At 60.0% G+C, this 12,792-nt stretch carries 8 protein-coding genes; 4 read left to right on the top strand and 4 right to left on the bottom strand.

All coding sequences use genetic code 11. From position 1 onward, the window contains the following. Positions 1-113 precede the first annotated feature (113 nt). The 4 genes from ABCS64_RS01610 (at position 114) to ABCS64_RS01595 (ending at position 4,454) form a co-directional block, all read left to right on the top strand. Positions 114-2,525, top strand: a complete 2,412-nt coding sequence (locus ABCS64_RS01610; RefSeq protein ID WP_418890195.1) for a mechanosensitive ion channel domain-containing protein — start codon at positions 114-116, stop codon at positions 2,523-2,525. A 138-nt stretch (positions 2,526-2,663) separates the two neighbouring features. Further along, positions 2,664-3,257, top strand: coding sequence for a phosphoheptose isomerase (locus ABCS64_RS01605; RefSeq protein ID WP_418890194.1), 594 nt, complete (start codon positions 2,664-2,666; stop codon positions 3,255-3,257). Further along, positions 3,254-3,907: a BON domain-containing protein gene (locus tag ABCS64_RS01600; RefSeq protein ID WP_418890193.1), complete on the top strand. Its 654-nt coding sequence runs from the start codon at positions 3,254-3,256 to the stop codon at positions 3,905-3,907. The genes ABCS64_RS01605 and ABCS64_RS01600 overlap by 4 nt, the downstream gene beginning before the upstream one ends. A gap of 40 nt (positions 3,908-3,947) precedes the next feature. Next, complete coding sequence (locus tag ABCS64_RS01595) at positions 3,948-4,454, top strand: adenylyltransferase/cytidyltransferase family protein (RefSeq protein WP_418890192.1); 507 nt, start codon at positions 3,948-3,950, stop codon at positions 4,452-4,454. Between the two features lie 211 nt (positions 4,455-4,665). On the opposite strand, the gene ABCS64_RS01590 is transcribed toward ABCS64_RS01595, so the two are convergent. From ABCS64_RS01590 to ABCS64_RS01575, 4 genes are all read right to left on the bottom strand, one after another. Beyond that, positions 4,666-5,733, bottom strand: coding sequence for an aldo/keto reductase (locus ABCS64_RS01590; protein ID WP_418890191.1), 1,068 nt, complete (start codon positions 5,731-5,733; stop codon positions 4,666-4,668). 1,401 nt (positions 5,734-7,134) lie between these two features. Then, positions 7,135-8,034: an alpha/beta fold hydrolase gene (locus ABCS64_RS01585; RefSeq protein ID WP_418890190.1), complete on the bottom strand. Its 900-nt coding sequence runs from the start codon at positions 8,032-8,034 to the stop codon at positions 7,135-7,137. 247 nt (positions 8,035-8,281) lie between these two features. Next, a complete protein-coding gene (alaS, locus tag ABCS64_RS01580) occupies positions 8,282-11,155 on the bottom strand; it encodes an alanine--tRNA ligase (protein WP_418890189.1) in 2,874 nt (957 codons plus the stop codon). Positions 11,156-11,395: 240 nt separating this feature from the next. Next, on the bottom strand, positions 11,396-12,727 hold the full coding sequence (locus ABCS64_RS01575) for an extracellular solute-binding protein (RefSeq protein WP_418890188.1): 1,332 nt from the start codon (positions 12,725-12,727) through the stop codon (positions 11,396-11,398). Positions 12,728-12,792 lie beyond the last annotated feature (65 nt).

The raw sequence follows: 12,792 nt of genomic DNA, 5'->3' as shown, positions 1-12,792 counted from the left end.
TTCAGAGTCGAGCCATCAATGCACCGCAGCAACCGCGCCTACTCCGCAATCATGTTTTAATATTCCATCGTCTCATTTTCATGCCTGCGTTCTTACGCCAACGCCATTCGCCCATGAAGCCTTTCCGCCTGCTGGTTTCCGTTTGTCTGGTCGCACTGACCGTTTTGCTCACGCCTGCCTTTATTGCCCCTGCGGCAGCACAGGCATCGCTTCTGAATATTGTCAAAAAGGACAATCAGACGGAAGACAAGGCGGCGACTGACCAATCGTCGGATGAATTACGCCGACAGGCCGAAGCCGATCTCGACGAAGTCCGGCAGAAGCTGGAAGAAAACGCCGCGCTCCAACCCGCTGATGCGGCCGCAGCCGCCGACAAGGAAGAACGTCAGCGCCTGCTCGACATCCAGCTCTATTTCCGCAATGAAAAGCTCTGGCGACTCAACGATCTGGCCGCACTCAAAAACACCGCATCAACCCCCGTAGATACGCTGCCGTCCGTCAAGGCATTGGGTGAAAAGCCACCCTATTCGGCCCTGCGCGTCGATGCGCTGCGCGATGAACTGGATACGCAGCAGGACCATCTTCAATCGCTGCAAAACAGCGTCCAGATGCGGGAAGCGGAAAAACAGTTTCTCAGCGAACGCCTGCGCAAGGCCAATGAAGAAGTGCGCCTAACCAGCGACAAGGCCGCTCATGAAAAAACCGAGGCCAATCGCCGCAACCAGGAAATCGCCGAACTGAAAAAACAGGCGGCCGAAGTCGAACTGGCGGCCAGCGCCGCCGACCAGGATTATTTGCAGGCGCAGATCAGCAGCGTCAGGCAGCGCATCGAAGAAATGAAGCACATCGTCGCCCGCGTCCTGCCGGCGCAAGCGCTCTCGGAAAGTAACCTGAATGAAATCCGGAACACCCTGCGCACCGCGCAGGACAAGGCATCCACCGAGGTCGACCAGGTGGCCGCCCGTCATGCCAAACGCCTGGCCGAGCGGCAGCGCCTGCTTGCTGCATCGAAAAACGGCAATGACGCTTCGCGCCTTGCTTTTATCGACCAGGCGCTGCGCGCCGATAGCATGGCGCTGGAAGGCCTGCGCACCCTGCAACTGCTGGAGCAATTTCACGCCGATGCCTGGGAACAGCGCATTCTCCTGCTGGCCGCCGACAGCACCGCCGAGGTGCGCCAGAGCGCCCTCAACGCCCTGCGCCAGATTGCCGCCAGCCTGAACACGAAAGATAAAAAGGACAACCGCTGGCAGCAAATTGCCATAAACCAGGAAAATCTGCGCGCGATAATCGCCGACCTGGAAGCACGCACGACCAGCCTGATGCAGGGCGGGTCGGCACAAATCGCGGCGGAGAAAGAAGTACTTTCGCTGTACCGCAATGCGCTCACCATTTACGACCGCATCGCCCAACTGGCACGCAGGATCAACCAGGAAACGGCGCGCTGGATTGGCGACTTCACGGGGGCAGAGAACAATGAAAGCGCGCTCGCCGGATTGCGCCTCAACGATCTCTGGCAAACCGCCAAACGCGTCGCCTACTCCGTCTGGAATTACGAGCTGTTCACCGTCGAGGACATTTCGCAGGCGGACGGCCAGAAAATCACGATCAGTTATGGCATCACCGTAGGCAAAAGCATCGGCGCCATTTTTCTGTTCGGCCTCGGTTACTGGCTGTTTGCGCGCATCACCAAACGCATCCTCGCTTTGCTCGTCGAACGCGGCAATGTCAATGCCCAGGTTGCTTCCGTTACGCGCCGCTGGCTGATGATCTCGGTTTCGGTACTGCTCGCCGTCTCCATTCTCAATCTGGCGCGAATTCCATTGACGGTGTTCACCTTCGTCGGCGGCGCGCTGGCGATCGGCGTCGGTTTTGGTACGCAGACGATCATCAAAAACTTCATCAGCGGCATCATTCTGCTCTTTGAGCGCAAGGTGCGCGTCGGCGATATCGTCGTCATCGGCGACGTGACCGGCACGGTCACCAACGTTGACCTGCGCGCAACGACGGTAAAAGCCTTTGACGGCACCGAGGCGCTGATCCCCAACTCCAACGTGCTGGAAAACCAGGTCATCAACTGGACCTATTCCGATCCGCGTCTGCGCCGCGAAATCGGCCTGCAAATCGAGTACGGCGCGCCAGTGCGCGATGCCGCCAATATCATTATGGAATGCGCACAGGCGCATGGGCAGGTACTCAAGAGCCCGGCGCCCGAAGTCTATTTCGACGGTTTCGCCGACAGCGGCCTCGACATCGCCATGACTTTCTGGATCGAACTCGGCGCGCATACGAATGGACGGCGCATCGACAGCGACCTGCGCTTTATGATCGAGAAGCGGCTTGCCGCGGCCGGCATCAACATTCCTTTCCCGACGCGCGATGTGAATCTGCGTGCGGCCAGCCCGCTACCGGTCACAATGGCCACTGCACAGTCCGCACAGGAAAGCAAAAAAAGCGACGCTGGCCAGGATACCGACCCCCAGAAAAAACACGATGCGCCCGCCGCAAAAGCCAAACAAAGATGAACGCCGGAGATGAACGCCGGATAACCACGCCGAGTACAGGCTTTCCCTTTCCGTCATCCCATGCCGGCCCACCGATCCCGCCGGCCTGTCGGCAAGATGGTGTTAGACTAACGGCTCCCGTATCAGCTTGAGTTCATCATGGATTTGATTTCTCGAATCGGACAGCATTTCACCGACAGCGCCCAGATCAAGCTCGAAGCCGGTGCAACGCTGGCCGGCCCGATTGCCCAGGCGGCGAAGCTGATGACCGACTGCCTGGTCGGCAACGGCAAATTACTGGCCTGCGGCAACGGCGGTTCGGCTGCCGACGCCCAGCATTTCGCCGCCGAGCTGGTCGGCCGCTTTGAGGTCGAGCGGCAGGGCATGTCGGCCATCGCCCTGACCACCGACAGCTCAATCATGACCGCCGTCGCCAACGATTACGGCTATGACCAGGTTTTTGAACGCCAGGTGCGTGCACTGGGACAAGCGGGCGACGTGCTGCTGGCCATCTCCACTTCCGGCAACTCGCCCAGCATTGTCGAGGCAATCCGCGCCGCGCATGACAACGATCTGCACGTTGTTGCGCTGACAGGCAAAGGCGGCGGCAAGATCGCCGGCATACTGCGCGAGGGCGATATTCACATCTGCGTGCCGGCCAAGCGCACCGCACGCATTCAGGAAGTTCACCTGCTGACTGTGCATTGCCTGTGCGATGCCATTGATTCTCTTCTGTTAGGAGTCGAAGCATGAAACGGAAACTGTTACTCTCCCTGGCCGCCTGTGCCGCTCTTCTGCCTGCCCTGCAGGGCTGCATCCCCCTGGTCGCCACGGGCGCAACCGTCGGCGTGCTGGCCGCCATCGACCGCCGCTCGGTCGGCACACAGACCGATGACGAAGCCATTGAATGGAAAGCCCTCGCCCGCATCGAAGAAAAACTCGGTAATCGCGCGCACGTCAATGTCACCAGCTACAATCATGCGGTGCTGCTGACCGGCGAAGCCTACAACGAAGCGGCCAAGGCCGAAGTTGACAGCATCGTCCGCGCCATTCCCGGCGTGAAAAATACGTATAACGAGCTCGCCATCGCGCCCTCATCCTCGTTCGTCAATCGCAGCAATGACGCCTTCATCACCTCCAAGATCAAGAGCCGCTCGGTGGATACCGGCAAGTTCAATCCTGTGCACGTCAAGGTTGTCACCGAGGCCGGTACGGCGTTCCTGCTTGGCATCGTCACCCAGTCGGAGGCCGATGCCGCCGTTCAAGTCGCGCGAACGACTTCCGGCGTCAAGAAGGTGGTCAACCTGATGGAAATCGTCACCGTCGAACGAGTCAAGGAGCTTGAGCTTGAAGCGAGCCGCGACAAGAACAGGCCCAGAGAAGACGCGGCGAGCAAGAACTAGACATTGGCAAGCCGATTCATTCACTCACCTACGCGCCCCCGTGCCCGTGCCCGTTCCCGCCCCCGTTCTTGCGGCTGACTTCGAGGCAAAGATCGTCGCGCCGGAAGGCCTGCCCGCCGCGCTCGCAGCACTGCCGCGCCCGCGGGTGTTCACCAACGGCTGCTTCGACATCCTGCACCGCGGTCACGTCACCTTGCTGGCGCAAGCGCGGGCGCTGGGCGCCTCCATGATCGTCGCGCTCAATTCCGACGCTTCGATCAGGCGGCTGGGCAAAGGCGATGACCGCCCGGTCAATACGCTGGCCGACCGGCTGGCGGTAATCGCCGCGCTGGAAAGCGTTTCGCTCGTCACCTGGTTCGAGGAAGACACGCCCATCGAACGCATCCTGGAATGCCGCCCCGATGTCCTGGTCAAGGGCGGCGACTGGCCGACGGAAAAGATCGTCGGCCACACCGAAGTCGCCGCCTGGGGCGGGCGTACGGTCTCCATCCCCTTTATCCACCAGAAATCAACGACCGCGCTGCTGGAAAAAATCCGACGTCTATAACTATAAGGCCGCGCGACAAGCCATCAGCAGCGCAGCCTGCCAACCATCGGACACGCCGCCTTACGGCTATGCACAACGCCGCATCATCGAACGGATGGCGGGTGGCGGCGGGCGGTGATCGCAGAAGCATAGGGTATAGTGCATCCCGCATCCATACCCCATGCATAGCCGGCCCAACGGGCCGAGCCGCCGGATATTCAGCGATCAGACCTCAGGCGATGGCTTCGACATCGCGGCGCATGGCGGCAATATTGGTCGCATCGAGCACCACGTCGCCGCCTTTGGCATTGTCCTCAATCTGGTAAGCCTTGCGGGCGCCGCATAGCACATTGATATTGCGGCCGTTGCCCTGCGCCGCCGTCCAGCCAATAACCAGCTGCGTCATGGTGCAGGCGTATTTTTTGCACAGCGGCGCCCATTTTTCGGCCAAGGCGCCGATCTTCGCCAGATTTTCCGGCGCGAACCATTTGATCTTTCTGCGCGCCAGCCCCATGAATACGGGCGATTCGGGCGTGATCTTGCCGGTCAGGATGCCGCGTTCGAGCGGGGAATAGCATTGGAAAGTCACGCCATATTCGTCGCACAAGCCGAACAGACGCTCGCCGGCGTCGCGATCGAGCATGCTGTATTTTTCCTGGATCAGATCGAGCTGTCCGGCGGCGACGTACTCCCTGAAATGGGCTTCGTCAAGGTTCGAGGCGCCAATGGCGCGGATTTTCCCCTGCTGCTTGAGCCGGAGCAGACAGCCCATGGTATCGGCAATCGGGCAGGGATATTCCGGCTGCGCCTGCCAATGGACGATATAAATGTCGATATAGTCGGTCTTCAGGCGACGCAGGCTGGCTTCGATTTCCTGGGCGATGAACTCCGGGCGGGTATTGCGCACGATACGCGCGCCGTCGCGTTCCATATGCAGCCCGCCTTCCTGAATATCCCAGCGCAAACCGCATTTGGTTGACAGGACGTACTGGCTGCGTCGCCCGGCCAGCGCCTTGCCGACGACCTCCTCGCTATGACCGAAGCCATATACCGGCGCCGTATCCAGCAGGGTGACGCCCAGTTCGCGGGCGCGATGGATGGTGCGGATAGACTCCGCATCATCGCTCGCCCCCCACATGCTGTCGCCGCCAATCGCCCAACTGCCGATCCCGACAACGGATGCCTCCACGCCCGACTTTCCGATCTTCATGGTGCGCATCACAGACTCCTTGTTATAGATGATGAAATGGCTGTCACTGCCCGGAGCCGCCACTTTACCGCGTGGGAAAAGCGTTTCCAAGAGGCTGCCCGGAGGCCCGTGTGGATAGGGCGTTTCCGGGCAGGCGCCTCTGGAGCCCTTATAAATAAAGGGCTTCAGGGCATGGGCGCTGGAGATGCCCTAAATACACGGGCGGGCAGGCAGGTGCCTTGAAACTAAAAAATAAGAATCGCCATAGCCTGCCCGCCGACTTTCACCCACGGAACTCCTCTTGATGCTGTAGCGCTGTGCGGCAGCGCGCCCCGCTGACTTTCTTTGCCTCGCCAAAGAAAGTCAGTAAAGAAACGCGACCCCAGGCGCAGAAGACTCCTTGCCGCGGGCCGCTTGGCGGCGGGCTTGATTAACTCGCTGCGCTCAAACAATCAAGCCCTTGCTTCCGCCAAGCCGCCCCGCGCCTGCGGCTGCGCCTAAGGGGTTTTTGGGTGCTTCGTCGTTATGAATACGCGGAAAGATATGCCTGGAAACCCGCGTGGATAGGGCGTTTGCGAGCAGGTATCTCTGAAGCCCTTATAAATAACGCGTTTGCCGGCATGGCGCCCGGAGATGCACTGTTTATAAGGGCTTCAGAGCATCCCCCTCGGAGATGCCCTAAATACGCGGGCTAGCGGGCAGCTACCCTGAAACTAAAAACAAGAATCGCCACAGCATGCGCGCTGACTTCCACCCACAAAACATCTCTTGATGCCGTTGCGCTGAGCGGCAGCGCACCCCGCTGACTTTCCTACCTTCTTTTTTTATCTCGCCAAAGAAAGTTAGCAAAGAAAGGCGACCCCAGGCGCAGAAGACTCCTTGTCGCGGGTTACTTGGCGGCGGGCTTGATTAACTCGCTCACGCTCAAACAATCAAGCCCTTGATTCCGCCAAGCCGCCCCGCGCCCGCTCTGAAATAGCGGCTTCCTTTGCCAAAATACGGCGTTGGCTTCGCCTTGCCGTACTACTCGTACTGTCAGCGGCTCGCCGCCTTGTCTTTTGGCAAAGTCGAGCCGCTATGAGGCTTTCGGGGCACATTTATGAACCCCGCGTGGATAGGGTGTTTGCGGGCGGGTACTTCCAAAACCTGCATGGATGAAGGCGCTCCGGGCAGGCGCCTCTGGAACCCTTATAAACAAAGGGCTAACGGGCAAGGCACCCATATTTGAGACAACCAAAATATAGCGGCTCGACTTTGCCGTGTAAAAAATAGGCTGTTAACCCCTCAGCCCTTTGGGCAGCTCCCCTTTAAAAAAGCGAGCGAAGCAGTCATTATGTTTTTTGATGCGCTGAAGCCCTTGTGTTTAAAGGGCTTCAGCGCGATTTATGTTTTCTGACCTGTTTGCGCGGGTTTTCGGGGCGCTTTTGCCGGCGAGTGCGGCAGAAGCAGGTTGAGCAATACGGCAAGGCCTGACCAACACGGCAACGCCGTATTTTGGCGAAGGAAGGCGCTTTAATCCCGCGTCAGGAAGGCCTCAATCGCTTGAGCGACGCGTTCCGGCTGATCATGCTGGAGATTGTGTCCAGCTTCGGCAACCCGCACAAGGCGTACATCGCGGAAGCAATCGACGCGCCGCTTGAATTCCGCCGGGTCGCTGCCGAAACGCAGCATCGCGTAGCCATGATCGGCAATCACCAGCAACACCGGCGCGGCAATCCGTCGCCAGCTCGCCAGATTGTCCTCGGCGTGGTAAGGCAACGGCGAGGGTACGCGATGCCAAGGATCGCAGGCCATTTCGATCCGGCCATCGTCACGGCGACGGCCAAGGTGCCGCGCCAGAAACTGTGCCCGCGCCCGGCTCAGGCGTGGATTCATTTGCATGAAGCGGGCGGCGAATGCTTCGCTGTCGGCATACACGCTGCCCGCCGGTGTGCGGGCAAGATGGCGCAGCCATTTGCCGATCAGCACCGGCGCATCATTGACCGCCGGTTTTAAGCCGAGAAAATCAAGCATGACCAGCTGCGCAACGCGCCCTGGACAAGCGCCGGCATAAATCGCCGCAATGTTTGCGCCCATGCTGTGGCCAACCAGCCGCGCCGGACGTTCGGGCGAATAGTAGGCAAGAATTTCGTGCAGGTCGGCGTAGTAATCGGAAAACCAGTACGGACGCAAGAGCCATTCCGAATCGCCGTAGCCGCGCCAGTCTGGCGCGATGACATGCCAGTCGGACAGCAGCGCATCGACGACGAACTGGAAGGTCGGCGAGGCATCCATCCAGCCATGCAGGAAAAAGACGACAGGCGCATCCTGCCCTGCGTGTCCATCCCGCCCGGCCGGAACACGCCAATGCCGGATATTGTGGCGCACGCCGCGGATAACGATCTGCTCGGTGGTCGAAGGCCGGTGCGTCATGTCAGTTCCTTATGCATTCTCCGCGCCCCGTCTGCCCATGCGCACCGCCAGCGTAAAAACGGGTACCAGCGAATGGACGAAATAAATGAAATAGGCGGAATGGACAGCATGAGTGAATGACCAGAGAAGACGGCATGAGCGGCATGGTTACAAAAAACGGAGGGCGGCACCGTATGCACCGCCCTCATGTATCGCTTTATCGCCTATCCATCAGGTATCCATCGGGTTCACGGGCAAAATTCCGGAATCAAAGGCGGGATGCGACCCAGTCCTTGACCGAAGCCAGCGCCTCCGGCAGCTTGTCCGGCGCGCTGCCGCCGGCCATGGCCATGTCGGGCTTGCCGCCGCCTTTGCCGCCAACCTGCTGGGCGACGAAGTTGACGAGTTCGCCGGCCTTGATTTTGCCCACGCGGTCTTTGGTCACGCCGGCGGCCAGTTGCACTTTGTCGCCCTCCACGGCGGCGAGCACGATGGCGGCGGTTTTGAGTTTGTCCTTGAGTTTGTCCAGCGTCTCGCGCAGGGTTTTGGCGTCGGCCCCGTCCAGCCGCGCGGTCAGTACGTTGACGCCGCCGACATCCACCGCCAGGGCGGCGAGTTCGTCGCCTTGCGAGGCGGCCAGCTTGCCCTTGAGCATGGCAATTTCTTTTTCCAGCGCCCTGACATGGTCAAGCGTTTGCTGCAGCCGACCTTCCAGATCGGCGGCAGGCGTATGCAGGGCGGCGGCGGCGGCCTGCACGGTGCCTTCGGTCGCCTGCGCCCAGTGCAGGGCATTGAGGCCGGTGATGGCTTCCACGCGGCGGATGCCGGCAGCGACGCCGGATTCGGCCACAATCTTGAACAGGCCGATATCGCCCGTGCGCGCCACATGCGTGCCGCCGCACAATTCGCGGCTGTCGCCAATATCGAGGACGCGCACGGTCTCGCCGTATTTTTCGCCAAAGAGCATCATGGCGCCAGTTGTGCGAGCCTCATCAATAGTCATGAGGCGCGCCCGAGTGGCGGTATTAGCGAGGATTCCGGCATTTACGCGGCGCTCGACTTCGGCGATCTGCTGCGGCGTGACGGGCGCGCCGTGCGTGAAGTCGAAACGGGTTTTATCCGCATCGACCAGCGAGCCTTTTTGCTGCACATGATCGCCCAGCACTTCGCGCAGGGCCTTGTGCATGAGGTGAGTGACGCTGTGGTTGCGCATGGTGGCGGCGCGGCGCGCGGCATCGACCTGCGCCTGCACGGCATCGCCTACCTTGAGCACGCCCTGTGTGAGCACACCGTGATGGCCGTGCACGCCGGCCTTGATTTTTTGCGTGTCGGCCACATCAAACACCACGCCGGGGGCGGTGAGCCGGCCGGCATCACCCACCTGGCCGCCGCTTTCGGCGTAGAAAGGCGTGGTGTCGAGCACGACCACGCCGGCCTGCTCCGCTTTCAGTTCGTTCGCGCTGGCGCCATCGGCGTACAGCGCAACGACGCGGCAAGCGTCGTGGGCCATTTCCTCGTAGCCGGTAAAGACGCCCGCTTCGCCTTCATATTCGAGCAGCTTATCCATCTTGAACTTGCCGGCGGCGCGGGCAGCGTCTTTCTGCTGCTGCATGGCAGCATCGAAACCGGCTACATCCACCGTCACATCGCGCTCGCGGCACACGTCCTGCGTCAGATCAAGCGGAAAGCCGTAGGTGTCGTGCAGTTTGAAGGCCACGTCGCCTGGGAGAATGACAGGAACCGAATGGATACAAGTGTTTGGGTCATTGGATTCAAATTTAGGACATCCCCTTATACTAGAATATAGCGGACGCTTTGGTTTATTGAGCTTATTAACATTTTTAGCAGCTTCAAGATCACGATCTGGCGTTGAGCTTTCAATATGAGCAAAATCCACCTGATTCCCATCTAAATCACCAACGTAATATTCAAAGGAATAATTGGGATATCTAATTGGATAAGGAACCAGATTTTTAATATTCTGTTTTTCTGCATACTTCGCAGCAATAGAGGTAGTTAAAACCAGCATGCCTTTCCACAGCGTCTCGAAGAAGCGTTCTTCCTCGGCCTTGAGCGTTTCGGTGATGTGCGCCTCCTGCTCGGCCAGGTGCCGGTAGGCACCGCCCATTTCCCGTACCAGATCAGGCACGAGTTTGTAGAAGAAGGGCTGCTTCTGCCCCAGCTTGTAGCCGTGTCGGATGCCGCGGCGGATGATGCGGCGCAGCACGTAGCCGCGGCCTTCGTTGCTGGGAATGACGCCGTCCGCAATCAGAAAGGCGCAGGCGCGGATGTGGTCGGCAATCACTTTCAGACTGGGCACATCCTGGCTGTAGGGCACGCCGGTTTCGCGCGCAGCGGCCTGGATAAGCGCCTGGAACAGGTCAATTTTGTAATTGCTGTGCACACCCTGCAAAATGGCGGCCACGCGCTCCAGCCCCATGCCGGTATCGACGCAGGGCGCGGGCAGTTTGGTGACACTACCATCTTCGTGCATTTCAAACTGCATGAACACGTGGTTCCAGATTTCGATGAAGCGGTCGCCGTCCTCATCGGGGCTGCCGGGGGGGCCGCCGGGGATGTGCGGGCCGTGGTCGTAAAAGATTTCGCTGCACGGGCCGCAGGGGCCGGTATCGGCCATCATCCAGAAGTTGTCGCTTTTGTATTTGCCGCCCTTGTTGTCGCCAATGCGGATCACGCGCTCGGGCGGCAGGCCGATGATTTTCGTCCAAATGTCATAGGCTTCGTCGTCCTCGTGATAGACGGTGGCGAGCAAGCGCTCGGGCGGCAGGCCATACACCTGGGTGAGCAGTTCCCAGCCCCATTGCAGGCTTTCTTTCTTAAAGTAATCGCCAAAGCTCCAGTTGCCCAGCATCTCGAAGAAGGTATGGTGGCGCGCCGTGTAACCGACGCTTTCTAGGTCGTTGTGCTTGCCGCCCGCGCGCAGGCAGGCCTGCACACTGGTGGCGCGGTTGTAGGGGCGTTTGTCGGTGCCAAGAAACACGTCTTTGAACTGCACCATGCCACTGTTGGTGAACATGAGCGTGGGGTCGTTGGCGGGCACCAGCGAGCTGGAAGCGACAATCTGATGCCCTTTGGATTCAAAAAATTTAAGGAATTTTTCGCGGATTTCAGCGCTTTTCATTGATTTTTCCCGAGACGGAAGAAGGCGTTACGGAAGAAGCATAAGGGTTGCAGATGGGTTGCAGATTCTAACACTGCCGAATGGCTCCGCCCACGCCGCCCGCAGCGACGGCGCGCAGCAACCGGGCAAAAAAGGATTAGGCCACGCTGGCGCAGCACTAACAAAAACCCCGCCGCACGGGCGGGGTTTTCAACCCGGACGCAGCCACCGGCGAGGCGACCGGGCGAAGTGAAAGCGGGCTTATTTGCGGCGCTTGCCCTTTGCCGGTGCACGTGCGCCCGCAGACGACAGCGCTTGCGTCCGCGCCACGGCGTTATCCAGCGCTTCCTTGGCCGGTTTGCGATTCGCCCAGACGGCTTCCAGCTCTTCGTCGATCACGATACGCATCCGTTCGTTCTGCGCCGGACGCAGCTTCGGCATGACGGCATGCTGGCTCAACTGTCCTTCCGCCACGCTCAGCGCCGCCATATCCTGGTTCAGCAGACGGCTGGAGGCAGTCGCCTTGGCCACGGGTGTCAGCGGCAGGAAACCGCCGGCCGTCGTCATGTTAATCTGCACTTCCGGGCTGAGCAGATAGTTCACAAACTGTGCGACACCGCGGGTTTCCGCAGGGCTGAGTTTGTCGAGCGCCCACAGTGAGGCGCCGTCGGCCAGCGTGTTTTTCGGCGCGCCATAAACATCATCGTGATACGGCAACGCAGAAACGCCTGCTTCGACCGTCTTGTTCGCCAGCAGCTGCGGATAGAGCGAGGAGGTGCTGGTCAGCATTGCGCATTCGCCGCTGGTAAAGCGCTTATCGCCCTCGTCGCGGCGACCGGCCGGATGGAAATAATTGGCTTTAACCCAGGAAGCCATCATGGCGATGTGCTTGACCTGCGGCAGGCTGTTGAACATCGGCCGTCCTTTGGCATCGCTGACGCTGACGCCGTCCCAAGCGCTCAGGTTATCGATAAATACCCACACCGGCCATGAAGTCGTGAAGGGGCAGGTGACGCCCGAAGCGTACAGGGCGCCCGCCGTATCCTGCATCTGCTCCCAGGTCTTCGGCGGCGTGTCGGGATTCAGGCCCGCCTTGCGAAACGCGGCTTTGTTGATATAGAGCACCGGCGTCGAAAATGCCAGCGGCAGGGCCGACAACTGGCCGCGTCCATCGACCAGGCCTTCGCGCAAGGCAGGCGAGAGCTTACGGGCATCGAACGGGATTTTGGCCGCCTTCATGATCGCATGCAGCGGTTTGAAGTGCGCACGCTGTGCGATGAACTGTTCCCGTTCGGCGCTCGTCACCAGATTCAACTGTTTGGGCGCTTCGCCCGCCGCGCGGCGCACCAGCGTCACCCGCACGTCTTTATGCTGATTGTTGAATGCATCGATCAGGGGCATGATGCGTGCCACGCGATCTTCTTCGAGCTGATGGCCGAGCGCAATTTCAGCCGGGCCGCTTGCCGGCGCGGCAGCAGCTGGCGCTTTACGAGGCGCCTTGGCCTTGCCACGCGCCGGCGCAGCAATCAGTGAGGAAGAAAAGACAAAGGCGCCCAGCGTCGTTAGCGAAATTGCCAGCCATGTTTTACGCATTTTTTATTCCTTCAGAACGAAAAATGCCATTATAAGGACAGAGGTATCGCTTGTCCGCCCCCAAA

This window comes from Dentiradicibacter hellwigii, from assembly GCF_041770905.1.
Taxonomy (GTDB): Bacteria; Pseudomonadota; Gammaproteobacteria; order Burkholderiales; family Rhodocyclaceae; genus Propionivibrio; species Propionivibrio hellwigii.
Note: the sequence above shows the minus strand (reverse complement) of the source record. Positions and strands in the feature narration are given on the sequence as shown.

What these genes read in the sequence shown, in the direction of transcription:
- ABCS64_RS01610 (WP_418890195.1), top strand. Translation starts at nt 114, where the DNA reads ATGAAGCCTTTCCGCCTGCTGGTTTCCGTTTGTCTGGTCGCACTGACC.
- ABCS64_RS01605 (WP_418890194.1), top strand. Translation starts at nt 2,664, where the DNA reads ATGGATTTGATTTCTCGAATCGGACAGCATTTCACCGACAGCGCCCAG.
- ABCS64_RS01600 (WP_418890193.1), top strand. Translation starts at nt 3,254, where the DNA reads ATGAAACGGAAACTGTTACTCTCCCTGGCCGCCTGTGCCGCTCTTCTG.
- ABCS64_RS01585 (WP_418890190.1), bottom strand. Translation starts at nt 8,034, where the DNA reads ATGACGCACCGGCCTTCGACCACCGAGCAGATCGTTATCCGCGGCGTG.
- alaS (WP_418890189.1), bottom strand. Translation starts at nt 11,155, where the DNA reads ATGAAAAGCGCTGAAATCCGCGAAAAATTCCTTAAATTTTTTGAATCC.
- ABCS64_RS01575 (WP_418890188.1), bottom strand. Translation starts at nt 12,727, where the DNA reads ATGCGTAAAACATGGCTGGCAATTTCGCTAACGACGCTGGGCGCCTTT.